Origin of the sequence: Bhargavaea ullalensis (assembly GCF_042432615.1) — a bacterium.
Classification (GTDB): domain Bacteria; phylum Bacillota; class Bacilli; order Bacillales_A; family Planococcaceae; genus Bhargavaea; species Bhargavaea ullalensis.
Genome location: NZ_JBHLWY010000045.1, coordinates 1 through 23,750, shown reverse-complemented (window position 1 = coordinate 23,750; position 23,750 = coordinate 1). Strand labels below are relative to the sequence as shown.

The 23,750-nt window shown below is 54.7% G+C and carries 16 protein-coding genes; 9 read left to right on the top strand and 7 right to left on the bottom strand.

Annotated features, from left to right (window positions below):
- Positions 1–92: 92 nt before the first annotated feature.
- Genes ACFFIY_RS13955 through ACFFIY_RS13945 form a run of 3 tightly spaced genes read left to right on the top strand, consistent with a single transcriptional unit; the run spans position 93 to position 3,975 of the window.
- On the top strand, positions 93–1,652 hold the full coding sequence (locus ACFFIY_RS13955) for a spore germination protein (RefSeq protein ID WP_354198956.1): 1,560 nt from the start codon (positions 93–95) through the stop codon (positions 1,650–1,652).
- Entirely contained in the window at positions 1,649–2,740 is a 1,092-nt protein-coding gene (locus ACFFIY_RS13950; RefSeq protein WP_354198954.1) for a GerAB/ArcD/ProY family transporter, read from the top strand. Before ACFFIY_RS13955 ends, ACFFIY_RS13950 begins: the two co-directional genes overlap by 4 nt.
- Positions 2,737–3,975, top strand: coding sequence for a Ger(x)C family spore germination protein (locus ACFFIY_RS13945; protein ID WP_354198952.1), 1,239 nt, complete (start codon positions 2,737–2,739; stop codon positions 3,973–3,975). Before ACFFIY_RS13950 ends, ACFFIY_RS13945 begins: the two co-directional genes overlap by 4 nt.
- Before the next feature lie 571 nt (positions 3,976–4,546).
- Here ACFFIY_RS13945 and ACFFIY_RS13940 read toward each other — a convergent pair.
- Together ACFFIY_RS13940 and ACFFIY_RS13935 are read right to left on the bottom strand one after the other, a co-directional pair.
- Positions 4,547–5,449 (bottom strand): S-layer homology domain-containing protein, encoded by a 903-nt coding sequence (locus ACFFIY_RS13940; RefSeq protein ID WP_040226826.1) that lies wholly within the window; start codon positions 5,447–5,449, stop codon positions 4,547–4,549.
- Positions 5,450–5,806: 357 nt separating this feature from the next.
- Positions 5,807–6,958 carry a VanZ family protein gene (locus ACFFIY_RS13935; RefSeq protein WP_354198950.1) on the bottom strand — a complete coding sequence of 384 codons (1,152 nt, stop codon included), beginning with the start codon at positions 6,956–6,958 and terminating at the stop codon, positions 5,807–5,809.
- A gap of 246 nt (positions 6,959–7,204) precedes the next feature.
- Between ACFFIY_RS13935 and ACFFIY_RS13930 the strand changes: the two genes are divergently transcribed.
- Positions 7,205–8,344 carry a glycerate kinase family protein gene (locus ACFFIY_RS13930; protein ID WP_354198948.1) on the top strand — a complete coding sequence of 380 codons (1,140 nt, stop codon included), beginning with the start codon at positions 7,205–7,207 and terminating at the stop codon, positions 8,342–8,344.
- 197 nt (positions 8,345–8,541) lie between these two features.
- On the opposite strand, the gene nhaC is transcribed toward ACFFIY_RS13930, so the two are convergent.
- On the bottom strand, positions 8,542–9,915 hold the full coding sequence (gene nhaC, locus ACFFIY_RS13925; protein ID WP_354198946.1) for a Na+/H+ antiporter NhaC: 1,374 nt from the start codon (positions 9,913–9,915) through the stop codon (positions 8,542–8,544).
- 1,271 nt (positions 9,916–11,186) lie between these two features.
- On the opposite strand from nhaC, the gene ACFFIY_RS13920 reads away from it, so the two are divergent.
- The gene (locus ACFFIY_RS13920; RefSeq protein ID WP_354198944.1) at positions 11,187–12,200 is read left to right on the top strand and encodes a nuclease-related domain-containing protein; all 1,014 of its coding nucleotides are present in this window, start codon (positions 11,187–11,189) and stop codon (positions 12,198–12,200) included.
- Positions 12,201–12,588: 388 nt separating this feature from the next.
- Positions 12,589–13,662 (top strand): type I restriction endonuclease, encoded by a 1,074-nt coding sequence (locus ACFFIY_RS13915; RefSeq protein WP_354198942.1) that lies wholly within the window; start codon positions 12,589–12,591, stop codon positions 13,660–13,662.
- A 215-nt stretch (positions 13,663–13,877) separates the two neighbouring features.
- Here the strand turns inward: ACFFIY_RS13915 and ACFFIY_RS13910 are convergent, their stop codons facing one another.
- From ACFFIY_RS13910 to ACFFIY_RS13895, 4 genes are all read right to left on the bottom strand, one after another.
- Positions 13,878–14,780: a fumarylacetoacetate hydrolase family protein gene (locus ACFFIY_RS13910; RefSeq protein ID WP_354198940.1), complete on the bottom strand. Its 903-nt coding sequence runs from the start codon at positions 14,778–14,780 to the stop codon at positions 13,878–13,880.
- 21 nt (positions 14,781–14,801) lie between these two features.
- Positions 14,802–16,793 carry a sodium:solute symporter family transporter gene (locus ACFFIY_RS13905; protein WP_354198938.1) on the bottom strand — a complete coding sequence of 664 codons (1,992 nt, stop codon included), beginning with the start codon at positions 16,791–16,793 and terminating at the stop codon, positions 14,802–14,804.
- 12 nt (positions 16,794–16,805) lie between these two features.
- Entirely contained in the window at positions 16,806–17,582 is a 777-nt protein-coding gene (locus ACFFIY_RS13900) for a cyclase family protein (protein ID WP_376837314.1), read from the bottom strand.
- A gap of 85 nt (positions 17,583–17,667) precedes the next feature.
- The gene (locus ACFFIY_RS13895; protein ID WP_354198934.1) at positions 17,668–18,474 is read right to left on the bottom strand and encodes a TrmB family transcriptional regulator; all 807 of its coding nucleotides are present in this window, start codon (positions 18,472–18,474) and stop codon (positions 17,668–17,670) included.
- Between the two features lie 746 nt (positions 18,475–19,220).
- On the opposite strand from ACFFIY_RS13895, the gene ACFFIY_RS13890 reads away from it, so the two are divergent.
- The 3 genes from ACFFIY_RS13890 to ACFFIY_RS13880 all read left to right on the top strand — a co-directional run bounded on the left by ACFFIY_RS13890 (position 19,221) and on the right by ACFFIY_RS13880 (position 23,323).
- Positions 19,221–20,237: a nuclease-related domain-containing protein gene (locus tag ACFFIY_RS13890; RefSeq protein WP_257125439.1), complete on the top strand. Its 1,017-nt coding sequence runs from the start codon at positions 19,221–19,223 to the stop codon at positions 20,235–20,237.
- Between the two features lie 41 nt (positions 20,238–20,278).
- A complete protein-coding gene (locus ACFFIY_RS13885; RefSeq protein WP_040226836.1) occupies positions 20,279–20,542 on the top strand; it encodes a hypothetical protein in 264 nt (87 codons plus the stop codon).
- Between the two features lie 813 nt (positions 20,543–21,355).
- Positions 21,356–23,323 carry an alpha/beta hydrolase family protein gene (locus ACFFIY_RS13880; RefSeq protein WP_354198931.1) on the top strand — a complete coding sequence of 656 codons (1,968 nt, stop codon included), beginning with the start codon at positions 21,356–21,358 and terminating at the stop codon, positions 23,321–23,323.
- The last annotated feature ends 427 nt before the right edge of the window (positions 23,324–23,750 follow it).

Below are 23,750 nucleotides of genomic sequence, written 5' to 3'. Positions count from 1 at the left end.
TCACTGTTCTCCCTGATGCCACTGATTAACCCCCAGGTTTTTGGACCATCCTGTCACTATATAAGTCAATCGGCTTAGGGGAGGTGCGGGGAATGGGCGGGTTTCTGAACAGATTGTTCGGCGGAGATGAAGGCGGGGGGGACAACACGGGGACAGAAGGCTTGCCGACTTCGTTTTCCGACAGCCTTGATTGCAATGTGGATCAGTTTAAAGCGGAGTTTCGCTATCCCGAGAACAGTGCCCTGAAATTTCGGGAGCTGCTGATTCCGTCGGTGAATCGACGGGCAATGGTGCTGTTTGTCGACGGGGCGGCGGACACCGTCCAGATCAACGACTATGTGATCAGGCCCCTTTTGGAGACGGACCGGAAGATGGAAGGCCTGCAGAGCCTCCCGGTTGAGATCAAAAACAATATTCTCACCGGTTCGGGCAGTGAACTCCTGGAGGGATTTCCGCAAGCCATCAAAAAACTGGTGAACGGAAGCACGATCATCCTGGTCGACGGCGAAGAGCAGGCCATTGTCGTAGAGACTGAAGGCTTTGAGAATCGCTCCGTTGCCGAACCGACACGGGAAGTCGTGATCAAAGGACCGAGAAGCGCCTTCATTGAATCGGCGGCGATCAACCGCTCGCTCCTCCGCAGGCAGGTAAAGGATCACCGGCTCGTGTCGGAGACGATGACAGTCGGCAAGGAATCTCCGCAAGAAGTGTCCATCTTATATATGGCTCACATTGCCGACCCGGCACTCGTCCAAAATGTGAAAGAGTCGTTGTCCAAGGTGGAGAAAGACGCCATCCTGACGCTTTCGGCAATGGAAGAACTGATTGAATCCCGCCCGTATTCTCTGTTTCCGTCCACGATGACGACGGAGCGGCCGGACAGGGCGGGGTCGTTCCTGCTGGAAGGGCATGTCGTGATGCTCATGGATAACTCTCCGGATGCGCTCATCGCACCGATCACGTTCTGGTCGATGTTCCATACGGCGGAGGATCAGTTCCTTCGTTGGGCGTTCGGCAACTTCGCGCGGATTGTCCGCCTGATCGCCCTTTTTCTCTCCCTGCTGATGCCGGCCCTGTACCTGGCCGTGGTGACATTCCATCCGGAAATGATTCCGACCGACCTGATGCTGGCGATTGCGGCGTCGAGGGAGCGGGTGCCGTTTCCGACGTTGCTCGAACTGCTGCTCATGGAAATCACATTTGAAATTCTAAGAGAAGCCGGCATCCGGGTTCCGACGCCGCTCGGTACGACAATCGGAATCGTCGGAGCGCTCATCCTCGGGCAGGCGGCCGTCCAGGCGAACCTGGTCAGCCCCCTGCTCGTCGTCGTCATCGCGATCACCGGCCTTTCGTCGTTCGCCATTCCGGATGTCGGGCTCAGTGTCATGACGCGGATCCTCCGTTTTATATTCGTGATTGCGGCCCATCTGCTCGGATTTGTCGGGCTGGCTCTTGTGCTCGCAGCCATGCTGGCCTACGCCACTTCGATCAAATCATTCGGTGTGCCGTTCTTCTCGCCGCTTGCGCCTCACTTTCCTTCGTCCCGCGATCTGTTTTTGAGGCCGATTCTCAAAAAACAATGGCTGCGTCCTTTATCCATGAGCCCGAAAGATCAGATCAGAGACGAGCCCGAGGGAGGGGACGGCCCATGATCCGGGTTTCCGACGGTAAGATCGGGCCGAGGGAATTCTTCGCCATTCTTTACGGGATGATGGCCATCCGCGTGACCGACGCGACGCCCAGCCTCATGCTGGAAGACGGCCTCACTGCAGCCTGGATGCTGCCGCTGATCTCGGCGATCGTCTTGTTCGGATCGCTGATGTTTTTGCTGGCAATCCTTAAAAAGTACAACATGGGCCTGATCGATATTGTGTTCGAACTGGCAGGAAATGGGTTCGGACGATTGATCATCCTATTTATGTTCGTCACGGTCTTTTCATCGATGTCACTTAACGGCCGGAGCTATTCGGACATCGTCATCACGATGTATTATCCGAAAAGCCCATTGCTTCTCATTATGGTGGCGCTTATTCTGGGCGCGGCGCTTTTCATCGCGCACAGGGGCCTGGAGGCGATCGGACGCACGGCGTTGCTGGTTGTGCCGATTTTCATGCTGACGTCCGTTCTTTTGATCATCGGTGTTGCCAATCAGCTCGATCCTCTGTTCATCTTTCCGATCGCCGGGCCGGGCGAACTGGAAGTCATCAAAGGAGGACTCGAATTCAGTGCGTTCTTCGCCGACATCATCATCGTCGGCGTGCTGGCTGACCGGCTGCGGACATTTAACGCATACCGGACGGCTTCCATCTGGGGGCTTTGGGTCCCGGCAGCCAAGATGGCTTTGTTTTTGGCGGTCTACGTCATGATGTTCGACTATCCCGCAGTGCGGAACATCGCCTATCCGTATCATCATCTGACCCGGATGGCGATGGTCGGATCGCTTGCAAACCATATGGAGGCCCTGTTTCTGGCCCTCTGGTTCGTCGGCGCCGCGATCCACTTTGCCACTTACCTGTACATTTCCGCTCTGCTGCTCGGCAAGCTAATCAATTATCAGCCGTTCCCGCAACTCCTTTTTCCTCTGGCGGGGCTGTCTGTCCTCATCGGGATGCTTCCCGAAAACCCGCTGATGGGAGACCAATTAAGAAAACTTCTGCTGCAATCCAGTTCGGGCCTGTTCCTGTTGCTGCCCGTCTTCTTATGGGGAATCGACCGGTTCAGAAAGGGGGGGAAGGAATGAAAAAATACGGATGGCCGATCGGGATGCTGGTCCTTGTTTTATTCCTGACGGGGTGCTCGGAGAGACAGGAGTTGGAGAAACAGGCGTTTGTAGCCGTGATCGGACTGGATAAAGGCGAAAAGGAACATCAGATCGAAGTCACTTTCCAGATTTCCAACCCCCAGGTGAATACGACACAGTCTGCGGAAGCGCAAAATGAAGAACCCTCGAACATCGTCACCATCACGGCAGTGGATCTGCTCTCGGCCAAGGAATTGGTGCAAACCTCCTTGTCCAGGGAAATCACCTTCTCCCATCTCCGGACCATCATTGTGGGAGAAAAGCTCGCAAAAGAAGACCTGTTCCGGCATGTGATCGGCTCCGCCATCATCGATCCGGAAATGCGGCGCGAAGCCATCATGATCGTTTCAAAAGAACCGGCACAGGACTTCATCCATGCCAACAAACCGACGATGGAAACGCGCCCCCATAAGTACTATGAATTCATGGAAGATAACTGGAAAAACACCGGCTTCGTCCCCATCTCCAATTTGAATGTCTTTTTTCAACGGACTGAAGGAGAACTGTTTTTGGCCGGCTATGCAACCGCCCAAAAAGATCCCGAATATGAGAAGAATGATGACACCTACCTGGCAGGCGAAGTCCCGCAGAGCGGAGGGGATCCTGTGGAAATGATCGGCTCGGCGGTCATGCAGAAAGGGCGGATGGTCGGGACATTAAACGGCGAGGAAACAAGACTTTCGCTGCTGCTTAGAAGAAAAAACCTGCTCAAGACGATGATCACCACTTTCCCTGATCCTTTGAACGAGGATTACCGGATTTCCGTCGTCGTGGGCCAGGGCCCAAAAACCAAAGTGAAAGTGAATACGGACCGGTCGCCGCCCGAAGTCGATGTGGTCGTGCCGATCGTGTTGAAGATCAACTCCAACATCGCGCTTGAGGATTACACCGTCAGCAAGCAAAGACAGGAAGCATTGAAGAAAATGGTCAAAACCAAAATGGAACAGGCATCCGGCGAACTGATCGAAAAAATACAGGAAGAATACAAAGGAGAGCCATTCGTCTGGTACGCCACCGCCCGCAAGAACTTCCGGACGACGGGAGATTTTGAACGGTACGACTGGGGAGAGCAATTCAAAAAAGCCGACGTCCACGTCAGCTTTGAAGTCACGATCGAAAGCTTCGGCGAACAACTCCGGCCGCCGACGCTGAATAAGAGGGAGAAGGATGAGTGAGGAGAAGGGCGGGGGAAGGCGAGTGGGATGTATAGGGGGCGAGTGAGACGGTAAGGGGCGCGAGTGAGACGCTTTTGGCTGCGAGTGAGGCGCAAAGGGACCCGAGTGAGACGCTTTCTTCCGCGAGTGAGACGCAATTGGATCCAAGTGAGACGCAATCAAGCCCGAGTGAGTCGCTTTTCACGACACCCGCTCCCCTGGCATCACCCTTCACCTTGGAATAACCTCTCACCCCAGATTCTCCGCTTGCGGAGAATCAAGCAAATCCAGCCCTAAAGGAAAACCTTCCGGCCCGCCGGAAGGTTCATTTTATGGGCTTGGATCATTTGGAGAGACTGCATCACACTGAGGATGGCGGATTGCTTTATCCGCCAACTGTTGATTAACTCCTAAAAAAAGATGAGTGACGCAAAAAGTCGCAAGTGAGACTTAATCGTCCGCGAGTGAGACGCTATCATCCCCAAGTGAGACGCTATCCAACCCCTGACCCTCACCATGCCAGCTCCACCCACCCCGCACGCACATCAAAACCCCCTGCCACCAGGCAGGGGGTTCATCATTTCACTCACGATCACTTCGGCACAACCGGATCGGTGTCTCTCACATCGTCCACGGTCACCTGTACCTCGATCACTTCATCTTCCACGCCGTCAATCGTGCCGACCGCCGTGTACACTCCCGGGTGATTCAGATCCACGCCGCTCAGATCCCAATCCACGTACACTTCGATCGAGACCCCGTTCGTCAGAAGAAGGAACACGGTCTCCGGCAGTTCCGGCGCGACGCCTTTCATCGTCTCAACCGGATCCGGCTGCTCGATCTCGGCAATCGGGTAGTTGATCATCGCTTCGAATGCACGCACGAGGAACGAAGCGAGCTGGCCGCGCTTCACCGTTTCCTGCGGGCGGAACAACGTCTCGGTCGTCACGCCATTTTCTTTCAGGATGAGGATCTTCTCCTGCATATCTTTCGCGGCTTTGTTCAGGTCATTGATCTTCGGCGTCGGCACGTCCTCGAGGTCCTCCAGCGCAAACGCGTTCACGATCACCTTCGCCATCGCATCCCGCTTGATCAGCCGGGAAGGGAACACATTGCCGTTCGGGTCGCCGTTGAAGATCCCCGCATCGCGGACGATCAGCGAAAACTTGTACAGCTCCTGGTCCGGGTGGCTCTTCGGAATATCCTTGAACGCCGGGATCCCGCGGTAGTCATACGTTTCCAGCGTCTCGCCGGTCAAATTCAGCTCGAGCTTCCCAAGCGCCTTGATCACGGTCGCCGTCTGCACGTCCTTCGACGACTTGAACGTTCCGTCCGCATAGCCGGTCAAGAGGCCGTAATCCTGTGCCGCCATGATGTTGCTGTAGTGCGCGTCGTTTTCGTTGATATCCGTGTAACCTGCCGCGGACACCGCCGACGGAAGAAGCGTGCCGGCAGCCAAAACGCCTGCGAGCACCCATTTCGTGAGTGATTTCATCCTTTGCATTCCTCTATTCTATTAGGGTTGAGATGATTATAGAGTGCGGCGGGGAGGTTGTCCATACACTTTGAAAATATATTTTATGGAAATAAAATCCTTGTGGCTTTCGGGAAGAAAAGCCGTCCATTCCCGCCCCGAGACGCCGCACCCGGACCCCGATGCACCCACGCCCGGACAGCGAAAAAACCGTAAGAGTCCGATTCGGCCTGCTAAGAGACCGATTCTCTCTTTTAAGAGTCCGATTCCTGTCGCTAAGAGTCCGATTCTCTCCTGTAAGAGACCGGTTCGCCCGCTTAGGAAGGAAAGCGGCGAGCTCGGAGCCAAGCGAGACTCTCACCCCCGATAGCGTCTCACTCACTCCACATCCCGCTGTTCCTCCACACCGGCTGCCCGGTCAAAGTAAAACACTCTCTTCCCGCGTCCGATCAAAACGGCCAGCACATGCACCACGATCACCAGCCAGATCACGGCCTGCAGGACGAGCGCGCCGACGGTCAGCCACGCCGCGAACATGTACTCGGGTGTCCCGAATGCCGGTTCATATCCTTCCAGCGCACGGACCGCGATTGTCGCCAGCCACGGCAGATAAATTGCCGCCGTCCGCTTCAGCAAGGCAGTCCACGACGGAACGCCGCCATCCGCACCCGTAAGCCGGATCCGTAGCACCCGCATGCCGATCGTCCGCCCGCGACCGAGCATTGGCACCGCAAACAGCACAATCAGCAAGCCGGCACTCATGAACACAAACTCCGACACCACACCCGCCGGCAGCACGAGCCCGTACACGATCCACGCAATCCGCACGATCACATAGTCCACCACGATCGCCAGCAACTGCGACAGCGGCGGTACGAACCGGAGCTCCTCGATCCGCTCCGACTTCGCCAGCACATCCGCCCGGCTCGGGAACAGCGCCAGCAGCACCGGCGCCACGAGGAACCCGAACAGCGCCCCCGTGCTGTTCAAAATCAGGTCATCCACGTCAAACACGCGGTAAGGACAATTGTAAATCCCGTAAATCCCCGTCAGCTGCGTCACCTCAAAAAACAGCGACAGCCCGAACCCGAAGGCCCACGCCCGCTTCCAGAACTTCCGCTCCCGCAGGAAATACCGCAAATACACCCCGAGCGGCAACAACAGAAAGAAGTTAAACAATGCCTGCCAAAACGCACTTTCCCGCAATACCGCCGCGTACGTCCCCGGCCGGCTCAGCACCACACCGCTGCTCCGGATGACATCCCCGACAAAGAAAAACGGAACAAGCGACACATGCTGCGTCCCCGGCTTCTGGAACTGACACGTATCCCGCACCGAAGGCAGGGGCAACAGCACGAGAAACAGCGCCGCGATCAAATAAAACACAAACGAATACACCACAACCGTCGTCCAGACGCTGAGGAACCCATACTTCCGGTACGTATAAACCATCCAAGGCACCGTCAACACGAGCGCCCCCAAAAAGAACACCGCCACCGCCGCCAAAATCGGCGTCTCATACGCACCCACAACTCCACCCCCAATCCCTTCTTATCCACTTTCCCGTCCATCACGGAAGGAAAACCGCCATTAGAGCGGGCCAAAAACGATTGCGTCTCACTCGGATCCAAAAGCGACACACTCGCGCCCGATTGCGTCTCACTCGGAGTGAAAAGCGACACACTCGAGCCTGTTTGCGTCTCACTCACTCCCAAACACATTAAAGGACTCCGCCCACTCCACGTGGAAAACAGTTACCGAAAGGAGGCCGTTTCCATGAACATCCTCATCGCAATGGACTCATTCAAAGGCAGCGTCACCTCGCTCGAAGCGGGCGAGGCCGTCGCCGAAGGGATTCGCCAGGCAGATCCTTCCGCTGTCACTCAAATCATTCCGCTGGCCGACGGAGGAGAAGGCACCGTCGAAGCGCTTGTCCAGGCAACCGGCGGCAAGCTCATCCAGGCAGAGGTCACCGGCCCCCTCGGCCAGCCGGTCACCGCCACATATGGTCACCTCGGCGACGCCCGCACTGCCGTCATCGAAATCGCCGAAGCGTGCGGCCTCACCCTTGTCCCTGAATCGGAACGCAATCCGCTGCGCACGACCACCACCGGCGTCGGCGAGCTCATCCTCGACGCGATTAAAAACGGCGCCCGCTCGCTCATCATCGGCCTCGGCGGCAGCGCCACGAACGACGCCGGCATCGGTATGCTCCAGGCGCTCGGCTATCGCTTCCTGGATGTTTCCGGCCAAGACGTGCCGCGGGGCGGGGCGGCGCTTGGCGCCATCCGCTCAATCGATGCAACCGCCGTCCACCCGTCACTAAAGGGAATCAACATCCAAGTCGCCTGCGACGTGAACAATCCTCTTCACGGAGAGCAAGGCGCCGCCCACATATACGGTCCCCAAAAAGGCGCCGATCCGGAAATGGTCCAGTTGCTCGATGCGGGACTGAAAAACTTCGCCGAAGTCGTCAAAGAACACTTCGATCTGGACGTCCAATCCATCCCGGGCGCAGGAGCCGCCGGCGGACTCGGCGCCGCTCTCGCCGGCCTCCTCGGAGCCGAACTCCGAAGCGGCATCGACCTCATGCTGGAAGCCGTGAACCTGAATGAACACCTCAAAACCGCCGATCTCGTCATCACCGGCGAAGGAAGGCTCGACGCCCAGTCCTCCATGGGCAAAACCGCCATGGGCGTCGCCGGCCTTGCCAGGGAAAGGGGAGTGCCCTGCATCGCACTGGCAGGGAGCGTGACGGAAGATGCAGGGGCACTTAACCAGCTTGGCGTGACAGCATTCTTCTCGATCCTGAGTGAACCGGCGACACTTGAAGAAGCGATGAATCCCGAGCGCACAAAAGCCAACCTGCAACAAATCAGCCGCCAATTGATCCGGCTTTACCAGGCGAGAAGATGAAAAAGCAGCTCCCGCAGATGCGGAGAGCTGCTTTATAAGTTAACTCCCAATGGAAAGCGACGCACTCGCACTTGATTGCGTCCCACTCGAGGCCAAAAGCGCCTCACTCGCGCCGGATTGCGACTCACTCGAGACCGAAAGCGACACACTCGCCCTATATACAAAGAAGGCGTCCCGCGCGGACGCCTTCTTTTTCATCACTTTTTGGACAGCCCGATCTGCGTCACGCCGCTCAGGATGGTCAGGAACGGGGAGAGCAGGCAGAAGAGGGCGAAGGGGACGTATTCCACCGTGGGCACGCCGAGCACGCCGGCGATGAACACACCGGCGACTCCCCAAGGCACAAGCGGGTTGATGACCGTGCCCGTGTCTTCCAAAGCCCTCGACAGCGTCTTTTTATTGTAGCCGAGCTTCGTGTACTGTCCTTCAAACGCCTTACCTGTGATCAGGATGGACAAGTACTGCTCGCCGACGAAGAAGTTCAGGCCGATCGCCGTGCAGGCGGTGGCGGAGATCAGGCGGAAGGCGGTCGTCAATCCTTTTTCGATGGGCTGCAGGATGGTCGGGATGATGCCGAGCAAAAACAGCAGTCCGCCCATGCCGAGCGCCAGCAGCACGAGCGAGATAGAGAACATCATGCTCTCGATCCCGCCGCCGGACAGCACCGAGTTCAGCTGCTCGACGTTGCTGTCCATGACGAATCCGGAAAACAGGATGTCGGCCATCTTCGTAAACGTGAGGGACGGGTCATGGATAAAGGCGATGACCACACTGCTCACAATTCCCGCTGACAGCGTCGGAATCGCGGAGACTTTCAGCACCGCGAGAACCGCCACAATCACAAACGGAATAAACGCGACCGGGCTGATGTAGCTGTATTCCTCCAGCGCCTTCAAAAACGCGGCGATCTCTTCCGTGTTTTGCCCTTTTTCCGGGGACAACACCACAAACACAACGGCCGTGATGATGAATGCCGGAACCGTCGTCCACATCATATTTTTAATATGTTCAAACAGGGGAACACCGACGGTTTCGGAAGCAAGGTTCGTCGTTTCTGAAAGGGGAGACATTTTATCTCCCAGAAAGGCTCCGGACACGATGGCGCCGGCGGTCACGGCCAGCGAGGCGTCCAGCGCCGTGGCCATCCCGATGAACGCCACCCCGATCGTCGCCGCCGTCGTGAACGCGCTGCCGATGCCGACCCCGACGATCGAGGTCACGACAAAAACGGAGAAATAAAGCGGCAACCCTGAGAACAAATGAAACCCATAAAACATGAGGCTCGGGATCGTCCCGCTCGCCATCCAGCTGCTGATCAGCATGCCGATGAAGAAAAAGATATAGACCGCCCCGAGCCCCGAAGCCGCCCCGTTGATCAGCCCTTTTTCAATTTCCTGATGCGGAACGCCCTTGAACCGGCCGTACAGCATTAAGAAAATGATCGAAAAAATGATGGGCAGATGCGGATTCATCCCGAGCCCGATAATGCAAATGCTGATGGAGGCAAAGACCACCAGCAACACCAGCACCGCTTCCCAAACCGGCAACTTCAATTTCGTCGACTGCAACACTCGAATTCCCCCTTAAAAAAGCGCACAAAAAAAGCCCTTCTCCACATAGGGACGAAGAGACTTCGCGGTACCACCCTAATTGGCAAGACAGGCTTGCCCTCTCAAAAAATCATCTGCGTCATTCCTGCAGGTGTAATTCACCCAGGTCCCGCTCGGATTCCCACCACCCATCCGATCTCTATCTTCTGCAAGAAACCAAAGCTACTGCGCCTGCCAACAGATTTTGTGCTCATATGATGTGCTAAAGTGTACGGCTGGAGCGGGGATTTGTCAACAAGGGAAGCGGTTCTCCCATCTGAAACAGGGCATCTGCCGGAACGGCGGATGCCCTGTTTCAGATTCCTTTAATAGCGACTCACTCGGGGGAGAGGTAGGGATTCGGGAGTGTTAGGTAGGGATTCATCACGGTTAGGTAGGGATTCACGGTGCAGAGGTAGGGATTCAACGCGCTTAGGTAGGGATTCACACACGACGCCCCAAAAACTCCGGATCAACAAAGCGTGCGGAGAGAACCAGAAAGAACAGAAGCGATCTTGATGGGAACAGCTCACGATGAGGGAGGTAGGGATTCGAGAGCGTTAGGTAGGGATTCATCACGGTTAGGTAGGGATTCATGATGCAGAGGTAGGGATTCAACCCGGTTAGGTGAGGATTCGCACACGACGCCCCAGAAACTCCGGATCATCGAAGCGTGCTGAGAGAATCAGAAAGAACAGAAGCAATCTGGAAGAGAACAGCTCACGGTGAGGGAGGTAGAGATTCAAGAGTGTTAGGTAGGGATTCATCACGGTTAGGTAGGGATTCAACGCGCTTAGGTAGGGATTCACACACGACGCCTTAGAAACTCCGGATCATCGAAGCGTGCTGAGAGAACCAGAAAGAACAGAAGCAATCTGGAAGGGAACCACTCGCGGTGAGGGAGGTAGGGATTCGGGAGTGTTAGGTAGGGATTCATCACGGTTAGGTAGGGATTCGGAAGTGTTATGTAGGGATTCGGAAGTGTTAGGTAGGAATTCGCACACCTTAGGTAGGGATTCACCCCCCATCACAAGTTTTCCCCCAAACTCCCAAGATTCAATTTTGATCCGCTGCATGAAAATCCTCCATTCCCTTCTCCCACAAGGCTTCAACACGAAACCTCCCCGATCCACACCCTCTCCCGCACTCCTCAAAATTCAATTTTCCCACAGTTTTCGTGCTCAATTTCAAAAAATGCAGGTTCGCCTTTTTCCCTTCTCTCTTGCTATGCTACGGGGCAAGGAGGCGATGTTGTGATTGTGATTCGGAGAAGGTCGGTGGAGCTTTACGCGATGGAGCGGTTGCTCGTGTTGCTGCCGGCGTCGCATGAAAAGAGGAAAGAGGTAGGAGATGCGGTGTACCGGCTGAAGGCCGGCCGTGCCGGGGAGCGCGAAGTGGATAAATATGTGAGGCTCACCCGCATTCCCGGACCGGCGAAAGTGCTGACCGACCTGGAATTGGAGATCGGGCCAAACCATATTGTGCAGATCGACACGGTGATCCTGACGCCCAGGGGTGCCTGGATTCTCGAAGCGAAGCGTTACAAAGGCACACTGCGCTACTTGAAGAATCCGAACCGGCTGGAACGCATCGACAGCAACGAAGAAGTCACACCGTTCCCGTGCCCGATTTCACAATTAAGTACTCAAATCCGCGCTCTCGAACATTGGCTGGCGGATCGGGGGATCACGCTCCCGGTACAAGGAAAAATTGCTTTCGTCTCAAACAATCTCTGGCAGGGGCTGCCCTCCGATGCGCCGATCATCCCTGTCCGCGACGTGCCATTTTATCTCCAACAATCCTTTGACCACCTGCCCGAAGTGCTGGATCTCCCGCTGTTCCACCAACTGGCAGAGCAGCTCGCCAAGGAAAAGCACCGGTTCAACCCATTCCCGCTCTGCGCCCGGTTCGGAATCAACCCCAACACCCTCAAGCGGGGATTCCTCTGTCCAACCTGCCATGCCCGGATGCGATTCATCACGGAGCGGACATGCCGATGCGAGGCCTGCAACTTCCAGACACTCCCTGATTACGGCCGCGCCCTCCTCGACTGGTTTCTCCTCATCCACCCGACCATCAACAACCAACAATTAAGACTCTTCCTCGGCCTGAAAAACAAATACGCCGCCACCCGCATCCTCGCCCTATTCGAGCTGCTAAAAGTCGGCACCTCCAGAAACACCGCTTATACCATTGATCCTTTCGTCGGGTTGGAAAACATGCAACTGAAGCGGCGGATGAAAGCGGGAGAAGGGAGCGGAAGGTAGGGATTCGATGGGGAGAAGTAGGGATTCATGCATGATTGGTAGGGATTCAACAGGGAAAGGTAGGGATTCGCGAGCTTTAAGTGGGGACTCACCCTTTCTTGAGAGGAAAAGCAATCAGCGAAAACTGCGGGTGAAGGTGGAAGGCAGAAGCGGAAGGTAGGGATTCAGCGGGGAGAGGTAGGGATTCACGCACACTTGGTAGAGATTCAGCAGCAGAAGGTAGGGATTCGTACCCCCGTAGATAGGGATTCACCCTTTAAAGGTAACAGAATATTAAAAACACTCCACTTCCAAACTCCCACCCTTAATGCTATTGTAAGAACAAGGAACAATTCATCATGATCTGACAAAAGTGTTCATTGTGTTTCAGACAAAGAGGAGGGACATGATGGAGAAGTTTATCGAGCAGGTGCGGGCGTTGTCGAAGCGCGTCAAAGGGTTGCAGGCGTCCATCATGACCGAGGAAGCGACGAAGACGTCGGTGATCATGCCGTTCTTCCAGATTCTCGGCTATGACATTTTCAACCCGGAGGAATTCACTCCGGAATTCACAGCGGATGTGGGGATCAAGAAAGGAGAGAAAGTCGACTACGCGATCATGCATGACGGGAATCCGGTGATTCTCATCGAAGCGAAAGGAATCAACGAAGTGTTGCCCAAGCATGATTCCCAGCTGTTCCGGTACTTCGGCACGACCACGGCAAAATTCGCCATCCTCACGAACGGGATCCTGTACCGCTTCTTCTCGGATCTTGAGCAGGCGAACAAGATGGATTCGGATCCGTTCTTCGAATTCAACCTTTTTGAGCCGAAGGAGGCCCAGCTGCAGGAGCTCTACAAATTCCACAAAGACAGCTTTGATCTGGATAAAATCTTCAGCACCGCTTCGGACTTGAAGTATTTGAACAAGACGAGGGCGTATCTGGATACCCTGTGGAACGATCCTGACGAAGACTTCATCAATTTTGTCACCGGGCATATCTACGAAGGCAAGCGCACCAAAGCCGCCCTCGACCGCTTCGAACCGATCATCAAAAAATCCATGAAGCAATTTATCAATGAAATGGTCAACGATAAGCTGAATGCCGCCCTGAAATCCACGAGCGCCGAAGAAACAAAAGTGGAAAAAGAAGCTGAGCTCAAAGCGGAAATCGTGGAAGAACCGGAAAATCTGATTGTCACAACAGAAGAAGAGATTGAAGGCTACTCCATCGTCAAAGTCATTCTTCACGACCATGTCGACGTGAACCGGATCCATTATCGGGATAACCTGAGCTATTTCAATATCCTGCTCGACGACAATATCCGCAAATGGCTGATCCGGCTCGGGTTGAACGGCAGCAATAAATACATCCAGTTCAACGACGAGGACCGGACCACCATTCCAATTGAGACGGTCACCGACATTCTCAAACACCAAGAACAGGTGATTGAAGTGGCGGAGCGATTTATGGTGAAATGAGCTCATCCACCCCGGATGAGCTTTTGCTGTTTCATACCAAATGGTAGTGACTCACGATCGATTGGTAGGGATTCAGGAAGCGGAGGTAGGGACTCACGCATGTTTGGTAGGGATTCAACACGGAGAGGTAGCGATTCACACACCATTGGTAGCGATTCGCCCCCCTCTCCAAAAAAGACACCAGGCCCGCTCGCCTGGTGTCTTCCTTCTCCCCCTTACTTCACCCGATTTCTCAACACTCCAAGCCCCTCAATCTCCAACTCCACTTCATCCCCAGACTTCAGCCATGGCTGAACGTCCGGGCCGGCTTCCAAAATGCAGCCGGTTCCGACTGTGCCGGAGCCGATGATGTCGCCGGGATAGAGGGTGGTGCCGGATGAGGCGCGTTCGATCATTTGGCCGAAGGAGTAGTAGATGTCTTTGAAGTTCCCTTCAGATAATGGTTTGCCGTTGATGCTGGCGGTCATTTTCAGGTCGTACCGGTCGCCTGTCCGATGGGCCTCCAGTTCGTCTTTCGTGACGATGTACGGTCCGATGGAGGTGGCGGCGTCTTTTCCTTTGGCGGGTCCGAGGCCGACTTGCATTTCCTGCATCTGCAAGTCGCGGGCGGACCAGTCGTTGAAAATGGTGTAGCCGAAAATGTATTCATCGACATCCACTGCTTTGATATTACGCCCTTCTTTTCCGATCACGGCGGCAATTTCCAATTCGATATCAAACATCTCGCAGCCGGGCGGAATTTCCACTTCCTGATCCGGGCCGTGGATCGACTGGTGATTGGAGAAGTAAAACACCGGGATTTCGTACCATTTCGGATGGACCGTCAGCCCGCTTTGCTTGGAGGCGTTGAGCAGGTGCTGTTCGAAGGCCATGAAGTCCCGGACGCTGGCCGGATTGGGAAGGGGGGCAAGTAGCCGGACATCTTCCAGGTCGTACCCTTCCTCCGTATTGCTCTGTTCCTTCAATGCAGGCAATGCCTCGCCGCTATGGCGAATGAATTCCAGCATCGTTCGGATCTCCGTCCCGTTTACTTCAAGTGAGATTGGATAAACCTTTCCGCCGTCCGTCCATCCGGCCTGTGGTTGGTTGTCTTGATATACAAACGTCACGAATTTCAAAATGCGTCTCCTCCTATGGCGTCATGGTACTTGCTGCAGGGCAGGGGAGGCTCCCGAAACCCCGCTGTATTTCTGAAGGATTCCGTTGCCTTTTGGACTCAAGATGACTTGGCGTCTCCATAGCCCCTTTTCGACCAAGAACCCTTGCTTGATCAGCTTTGAAAGAATCGCGGATGCATGCAGGGAGTCAAACTCGGTCTCCCGGACGTACTGATTCAGGGCGCCCATGCCATGACGGAGCTTTTCGAGGAACAGGAAGTCTACCTCTGTCAGCCGGTCATCGGCAAAGCGTTGGGTGCTCTCGCTTAAATACAGATTTGACGTGAGGCCTTCTTGAATGTGGAACGTGTAGAAGCCCGGCCCCGAGTATTTTTCCCTTCGGATGAGGTGGCGTTTGTCCAGGTCTTCGATGATTTTATTGCTGACAGACGAGTCCACGCCGAGCATGTCGCTGATCTCTGCCATCGTATCGTATCCGTAATGGATCAGCATCATGACCTTTTTCTCTTCCTCGGTCATCGTGTTCGCCAGGCCGATCGTTTCGTTGAAGCCTTCCAGCGCGTAATAGTCCGGTTTCGTCAGAAGACTCACGATCACGGTAGTCAGGACGGTGGCGACGAGTCCGACCACTCCCACGTGAGTGTACGCCCCGAGGGGGAAGATCTTGGTGAGGTCCAGCACAGTGAAAATCGCCGTTGCCGAAATTCCGACGACCGCTCCGTAGAACGCGCCTTTCTTCGTCGTGCGCTTCCACCACATTCCGAGGAATACGAGGATGGACGGGGCACCTAGCCAGGCGGTGGAGAAGGCGAACAGGTAGAGCGGTCCGCCCGGATAGAAACAGAGCAGCCAGACGATCAACCCGAGCGCAAGCGTGATCACTTTCGATGGAACCGTCAGCTCCTTTGAAGTTGCGTTCGGTCGGACATAGCGCTGATACAAGTCGCGGACCGCCGTGCTGGAAGCCCCGATCAAAGCCGTCGTAGAAGTGGAGATCGAGGCGGCGAGCGCTCCGAGAAGGGCGAAAGCCGCCACGACAATTGGCAACGCTTTCAAAACAACGCCGAACGCAGCGGTCGGATCGATCGTTCCGTAAGGGAGGAATTGATCGCCCATCGCAGAGCCGGCGTACAAGCCGGTGAAGGCCAGGATCAGGATCGGAACGAAAACGAGCAGCAGGGCACCGTAAACGAATGAAAGCTTGGCGGTCCGTTCGCTTCGGGTCGAAGACACCCGCAGCCAGTAGTAATTGTTCCCCCAGACGAGGAAACAGGCGAACAGGATCACAAATGTTAGCACACTCGGATACTGCATCGACAGGACCGGCAACTGGCCGCCGCCGATGCCGCTCGTCCAGTAGCTTCCCGGACCGGCCCAGTTGGATGAGATGAACGACATGCCGCCGAACTTTGAGATGATCGTGATCAGCATGACCGGCAAGGCGATCAGCCCGATGCACATCTGGATAAAGTCAGTGAGGGTGACCGCCCAGAACCCGCCGATGTAAGTGAACAAGAGGAACATGGCGAAGATCGCCGAGAGCGTCCCGAGCAACGACCAGCCCGTGAAGCTCGTGGTGACAATGGCCATGGACATGACGTTGTTCGCCATGATTCCCAAGAGACCGAGAATGGTGGCCACCGTGACGAGCGTCCTCGTCCTTTTGTCAAAGCGCATCTCCAGCCACTCGGACAGCGTATGAGCACCGGAGCGGCGGATATAAGGGGCAAACAACAGGCCGTACAGGGCGAGCCCGCCGATCCCGTAGATCAATCCGAAACCGAACGATCCCCAAAACCCGGTCATAATCGCAAGACCCGGACCGAGCGTGATGATCGTACCGGCGAACCCGATGGCGGCGACTCCGAAGATGTTCACGAGCAGACCGACTTCACGGCCGGCAATGAAATAATCATTCGAGCCGGTCACCCACTTGCGGGTGATCCACCCGCCGCCGATGAGGATGGCGATAAAGGCGACAAAAAAGAGCAGGAACACACTGTTGAAGCTCATTCAGATCCTCCTTTAGTCAAAGATGGCGACAGGTCGGGCCCAGCCGGCGCTGGCCCCCTTGATGTTGATCGGGAAGGCGGCGACCTTAAATCCGTGCTTCTTCGGCAACTTATCCAAGTTCGCCAGCTTCTCGATCTGGCAGTATTCCGCTTCTTTTCCGACGTAGTGGGCGGCCCATAGGATATCGTCCTGCGGATTTTCGCGGTACTGCTGTGCCTGGAGCGGCAGCGGGATATCCCAGCCCCATGCGTCAATCCCCATTACTTTGATGCCCTTATTGATCAGCCAACGGGTAGCATCCGCCGAAACGCCGGCATGGCAGAACGCATAATCTTCCTCGTAAAATCTCTTGTCGGCATCCGTGCGGACCAAGACGATATCATACGGCTTCAGTTCATACTCCATCTGCGCGAGGCGTTCCTCAAAATCCTTTACCTGAAGCTCATAGCCGGTTTCCTTGTCACTGAAGTCAAACAGCACCCCGTCGCCGTAAAACCAATCCACAGGAAGTTCATCGATTGTGCGGGAACGCTCTCCGGCAGTCTGTTCTGCATAATGCCAAGGCGCATCCACGTGGGTGCCCGTATGGGTGGTCAGCGTGAGTGTTTCCACCGCCCATGCCTTGCCGTCCGGGAAGTTGTCTTTCTCCAGGCCGAGAATGGAAGCAGCCTGTTCCGCCCCTTGTTCATGCGTTTCATACTCGATTTTCGGCGGGAACGGTTCCTTTGCCAATGCATCCATCGGTACGCTCAAGTCGATGACAGTTCGTTTGTTTTCCCCCATGTTCATTCCCCTTTTTAATTTGATAAGGTTGATGCCCGCGATCCTGCCCTCCTTTACATGCTGATCCTATGAAATCCTTCATTGTTGCTGATTAAAAGCGGTCGAGGAGCTTCTCAAATTGCTCCCCGTAGATCTTGCCGAGTTCTTCAGGGAAATCCTGAACGACCTGGTTGATGTATATGTCATGCCGAATATAGTTAACCGTCGTCCGGACCAGTGCCGTATGGCTTGAAATGACGGCATGCGTGTCATCACCCGCCGAGTGGAGAATGAACACCCGCTGATCATCCACCACGCAGGAGAGCTCCCCGAGATGCCGTTGATCCGAAAAGGGGCCTTCATGATGCTTGTAGTGCTGCCAGGGGAGACGTGCCTCTGTTTTGTCAAAGGTAATCGACACGATTTTCACCCCTCGCTCATGAGCTTCACTCAATTCCGTCTTCAAATGGCCCATCTCCTCGGCCCAGCAGCTGATATAGATATTCGTGGAAGACCCGCTGATCATCTCGCGCAACGCCTCAAGAGAAGCCGCATAGCCGGAAATATGATAAAGCTCCGACCAGCCCACATTGTTGTTTGTGGAAAGGCTTTTGAAATAGCTGTTCAGCAATTTGTGGTCCTCTTCGAATTCTGTTTCCATCGCCACCAGCAATTCATCGTAAGGAAGCGGCGTATACAACTTCTTATTTGAGGACGAGCCGTCCGCCACGTTGAAGATGACATGCCGATCAATCAGGCGCTTCAGCGTCTCATACACCTTGGCATTTGGAACCCCCGACTGATTGGCAATCTCATTCCCGTTCAACGGATGACGCTGCAAAAGAGCGATATAAATCTTCGCCTCGTACTCCGTAAAGCCATATTTCTTTAATGTGGTCAACACCGAATTGGTTTTCATTTATCTCACCCTGCCTCCAACATACTACTAAGGTAGTAGTTAGTCAATGAAGTATTTAAAATTTCAGTCAACAAAAACCGTTCATTTTGTAAATGAAAAGAGACGCATGGGCATATTCGCCAATGCGTCTCTTCTTGCTGAGTCACCTTTAGAAAACTTGAAGAAAATCAATCTTGCTTCTTTCCGTCCCAATTGGCGGATGATTAGGTTGGTCACAGTCATCCGGACTGGGGTCTTCAGAGGATAGTTAATCAACAGCTTGTTCCTACTCCCAAATCACACATTGCCAAAATGCCAGTGGACATAGGCTTTCAGTGAAACACCAACTTCAAAGTTTCCGCCAACTGTTGATTAACTCATTCACCAACAGAGGCCTTGGAGCAAGTATAAGACTCACCTGCGCAGACTGGTAACCTCTGCACCGACCTCCAAAGGTCGTCTCAACAATCTTTCTGCCCAACTGCCAAGTTTCAATTTTGGCTCCTCCCCAAAAACTTAAATTAAATCAATCCGCCCACTAACTGCCAAAAGACAGCCAAACTACGATGCCTTGCGGTTTTGCTGCATTACATAAAGCCATCCACCCTCATATAACTATCCCCCCGGACGCAAGTCCCGGCCTTTTCTGCTACCCCTCAAAATCCAATTTTGCCCCCGAAAACGCCGTCAAAATCCAAAAATCGCGATTCGCCAAATGTCCGCCTGTCCTGCTATGGTGTGCCTAAAAGGGGATGGCCTGATTGAAAGTGTTTCGAAAGTACCCGCTCTATCTCCACGCACTCAAACGCCTGGAAGCCTACCTGCCCGATGGCCACTGGAAGCTCGAGGAAATCCAAGAGGAGATCTACCGGCAGGAGGCCGGCTACAGCGGGGAGAAGGCGGTGGACAAGGAGATCCGCCGCACCCGGCTCGAGGGGCCGGCGCAAGTGCTGACGGATCTGCAGTTCCAGGACGGACCGGACCGGGAGCACCTCATTCAGATCGACACGCTGATCCTCACCGCGAAAGGCATCTGGATCCTCGAGGCCAAGCGATACCGGGGCAAGCTCCGCTATCAGACGGCGCCAAGAAGGCTGGAGCGCCACGACGAAGACGGCTCTGTCCTCACATTCGACTGCCCGATCCTGCAGCTCGAGAATCAGATCCGCGCAGTGAAAAATTGGCTGAAAGAGCGCGACATCCATCTTCCGGTCTCCGGCAAGGTCGCATTCGTTTCCCGGAACACATGGGAAGGCCTGCCGTCCGACGCCCCGATCATCCCGGCGAAGGAAATCCCGGCCTATCTCGAAGGGGAGTACCAAAAGTGGGGAGAGGTGATCAGTCCCGGAACATTCGGCCGGATCGCAGTGGAAATGGCGCTGGAACGAAGCCGATTCAACCCGTTCCCGCTCTGCACCTGGTTCAAGATCGATCCGAACGACCTGAAGCGAGGAATCCTATGCCCGGCATGCAAGGTGAGCACAAACCGGAAATCACAGCGTCGATTCCACTGCCCCGGCTGCCAAGTCATCCTGCAACCCGACTACGGCGCCAAAATCCTCGACTGGTTCCTGCTCGTGTACCCGACCATCACGAACTACCAATTCCGCATCTTCGCGGGGATCCAGCGGCAGCAGACTGCCAGCCGGCTCCTCTCCGAATTCGAACTCGTCAAAATCGGGAACTCCGTCAACACATGCTTCACCGTCAACCTGTTCGAAGACCTCGACAGCAAACAACGGCTGAAAAAGCGAAGGAAGGCGCAAGAAGACCTGCAAGCCTGATCCCCAGATGTGACCGCCTGGACCGGAAAGGAGGTGATCCGATGACAACACCTGAACAAACCGCAATCGAACTCACCATGAAGGCGATGGACAACGACTACATCATGAAGAAATACCCGGGCGACTACGAAGACCGGGAAATGGCCGCCGTCTACTACACCGACCTGAACGCCAGACTTGCCATGGAGTTCCACCGGGTGGTCCTGGCATACCTGAAAGGGGAGAAGGTGCCGGACCGGCCGCCCTATCCCCACAGCCTGTCACACAAAATAAGGCATTTTGACGAGTGGGAAGACGGGTATTGATCATCAAAAATGAGCAGAGGCATCATTGCCTTTGCTCATTTTCTTGCAGCTCCAGAAAAACTGACCCTGGCAATCAAAAAGGTACCCACTCACCCTCGAATGTTACCCACTCGACCGGAAAAGCTACCGACTCGGACCCGATTGCCACCCACTGGACCGGGAAAGCCACCGGCTCGCACTCGTTTGCTACCGACTCGGCCTCAAAAGCCACCCACTCGCGCCCAATCCCACCAGATTCTCGGGCCGGTCCCGAGGATCATCCTTCAAATAAATAAAGAGCGCTTCCAGCTCGCTGAAAGCGTTCATCTAAAACCAATACTCTGCTATGAAATAACCGGTCAATCCGGAGGTCCAGGCGTCTACACCCTGTTGGGTCGGCATGCCTTGGTCGTCCAGGTAGTCGCCAAGCTCCGATATACAGGATGCCCTGTGTTTCGGCATATGTTTGGAACGGGTTGATCTGGGTGATGTATAAGTGGGCGTTCGGGATTGGTGACGGCAGAACAATACTGTCCTAGGACAAAGAAACACTATAGACAGCGCTTTCAGTGAATGATAGAATCTTATTAAGTTAATAGCCGCAGGGAGAATCAGAGAACAGGCCAAAATCTTTTTTAAGGTTTTTGGTGTGTTCTTTTTTTGTCTTTTTTTGGCTATGTGGCTGCATTTCAGAGGGGGGAGAGGCGTTTTTTAGGTGAATATGAGCATGCAGTGAGCCTAAATTTTTTTATCAATTGCAGTGAAACGGAGCGGAGGGGAATTGTGAAAAAGTTAAGAAGTCCTGTTAGTTGGTTGATCGTTTCTCTTTTGTTGATGTTGGTCGGAAGTCTTCTGGCTTCTCATTTTAACCGGTCAGGCGGCGATGTCGATGTCTCGCGCGTTTATTTCGAGACGCCGAGCGGCGAGCTTTCCGGTCTGCTGTATAAGCCGGACGGGGCGGACGGGGAGCCGAGGCCGACCATCATTGCGACGCACGGCTATCTGAATTCTGCGGAGATGCAGGATGCCCAGGCGATCGAGATGTCCAAGAGGGGCTATGTCGTGCTCGCGCTGGATCTGTATGACCACGGGCATTCCACGAACACCGCGGAGAAGGAAGTCGAGTTCTTCTCTTTCTGGCCGCAGGCGATGTATGACGCGGTGCAGTATATGTATGATCAGGATTTTGTGCTGAAAGATGAGGCCGGCAACGGGATCATCGCTGTTTCCGGCCATTCGATGGGCGGCTTTTCTTCCACGCATGCCGTCATGCTGGATGAGAAGGATGTTGCAGAAAACGGGTTCCGGAAGATTTATGGTTCCCTGACATTCGGTTCGGACTACTGGTGGCTGACGACGATGGGGTACACCCCCGAGCAGATCAATGCCGCCTATGCCGGGCGTCCGACCGGGAAAGTTGCCGGCCGGTACGATGAATTCTTCTTCGACCGGGATGCGGAGATGGCGTCCCGGACAGTCGTCGAGAAGGATTACGTGAACACGGAGGAAGGCAGCGGGTTCCTCGGGAATCCGGAGAATCCGCAGGCCGGGGTCATATACGAGGTGGACGGCGGCAAACGGGTGATCTACCAGCCGAATGAGACTCACCCATGGAACCACTTCTCGAAAACGGCCACCGGAGATGCGATTGACTTTTATGATGCGGCCTTCCAGGACTACAGCGGCCTTGTAACGATAGGGGAAGACGGGCAAACCTGGATGTACAAAGAGTATGCGTCTTTTATTGCGCTCATCGGGTTCTTTCTTTTCTTCATGCCGTTCATCTTGCTGCTTTCAAAGCTGCCGTTCTTCAAGGGGATCCGTACCCCGCAGCCGCACATCGTGGCCACGCCGAAGTCGGCCGGTGCGAAAGCGGCGAACTATGCGCTGCTCATTTTCGGCGGTCTGTTCCCGGCGCTGTTCTTCGCCGCTCTCTATAGCGGGGATCCATCCGGGATGAGGATCCTGACCCAGGCGAGTCTCATCCTGGCCGTCACATTTGCGGTTGTCTTGATCGTTGGCTTCGTGAAAGGGCAGGAGCGGGATATCCGGTCGTGGGCTCTCATCATGCTTGTCCTGAGCGTGATTCAGCTCGTCCTCCTGAAAAATCAAGAGACCCTCATTGCGGTCAATTCGTATTTCGGAGCCCCGACCGTGAATCCGATTCTCTACTGGGCGATTAATGTCTCGATCGTTCTCTTCATGCTGCTGATCAGTTCTCATTACCTTATGAAGAAGCCGGACGGAGCGACGATTTCCGGTTACGGCGTGAAGGCGGGCGTGAAAACAGTCGTCGCCGCCCTGGTGACCGCGGTCATTGCGGTTGTTGCCGGATACGGGATCTTGTATGCCGTGGATGCGGTGTTCAAGACGGACTTCCGGCTCTGGACAGTTGCCGTTAAAACGTTCGAGCCGCAGCATCTGGTCGCCCTGCTGAAGTATGCGCCGCTGTTCCTGATCTACTACTTCATCGTCGGCGTCTCGGTGAACATGAACACCTCCGGCGAAAAGTTCAACGGACTCAAGGGATACGTCGCGGCGATTCTGCACTTCGTCGGCGGACTGATCTTATACTTGATCTACCAATATGGATTGCTCTTTGCAACCGGAACAGCCGGTTACCCATCGGAATCGCTGTCTTCCATCATTGTCATCGGACTCGTCCCGGTCCTGTCCGTCGCGGCGGTCTTCAACCTGTTCCTCTACAGAAGGACGGGGAATGTCTACACGGGTGCATTCCTGAATGCCGTCTTGATGACGCTGATCACCCTTGCGAACACGGCGCTGTATACGGTGCTGTGAGAAGGAGGGGCATTTGGCTCTGGTTGCAGCTGAGGGTCAGGTGTGATTGCAGTGACTGTAGGCTGCTGATTGCGATCTCTTTTCGGATAAATCGATTGAAAGAAAGCCTTGTTCAGATTTTGAACAGGGCTTTTATTGTAGGGATTTTTAGAAATAACTCGTACGGCTTTTTTAGACAAAATTAGCGGTTCTATCGCCTGCTCAGGTGGCAGGCGCACTCGGGATCAATATTCCTGAATGACAATACCAGCCACCCCACGCATTTAAATCAGGAATAAAAAATAATGAAGACAATGTAATGCAACTTTCTCTCATTTACACCGGGTGCAGGCACCTATAACTGTTTGAAATCCAATTAATGTTACTGACGCGCTTTAAAGTCCGGCAATTGACGGTGTCTGTTGTCCGCCTTTTGACGAAGACCTTG

Coding starts and splice junctions, on each gene's coding strand:
- ACFFIY_RS13955 (WP_354198956.1), top strand. CDS start 93: ATGGGCGGGTTTCTGAACAGATTGTTCGGCGGAGATGAAGGCGGGGGG.
- ACFFIY_RS13950 (WP_354198954.1), top strand. CDS start 1,649: ATGATCCGGGTTTCCGACGGTAAGATCGGGCCGAGGGAATTCTTCGCC.
- ACFFIY_RS13945 (WP_354198952.1), top strand. CDS start 2,737: ATGAAAAAATACGGATGGCCGATCGGGATGCTGGTCCTTGTTTTATTC.
- ACFFIY_RS13940 (WP_040226826.1), bottom strand. CDS start 5,449: ATGAAATCACTCACGAAATGGGTGCTCGCAGGCGTTTTGGCTGCCGGC.
- ACFFIY_RS13930 (WP_354198948.1), top strand. CDS start 7,205: ATGAACATCCTCATCGCAATGGACTCATTCAAAGGCAGCGTCACCTCG.
- ACFFIY_RS13915 (WP_354198942.1), top strand. CDS start 12,589: ATGGAGAAGTTTATCGAGCAGGTGCGGGCGTTGTCGAAGCGCGTCAAA.
- ACFFIY_RS13905 (WP_354198938.1), bottom strand. CDS start 16,793: ATGAGCTTCAACAGTGTGTTCCTGCTCTTTTTTGTCGCCTTTATCGCC.
- ACFFIY_RS13900 (WP_376837314.1), bottom strand. CDS start 17,582: ATGAACATGGGGGAAAACAAACGAACTGTCATCGACTTGAGCGTACCG.
- ACFFIY_RS13895 (WP_354198934.1), bottom strand. CDS start 18,474: ATGAAAACCAATTCGGTGTTGACCACATTAAAGAAATATGGCTTTACG.
- ACFFIY_RS13885 (WP_040226836.1), top strand. CDS start 20,279: ATGACAACACCTGAACAAACCGCAATCGAACTCACCATGAAGGCGATG.
- ACFFIY_RS13880 (WP_354198931.1), top strand. CDS start 21,356: ATGTTGGTCGGAAGTCTTCTGGCTTCTCATTTTAACCGGTCAGGCGGC.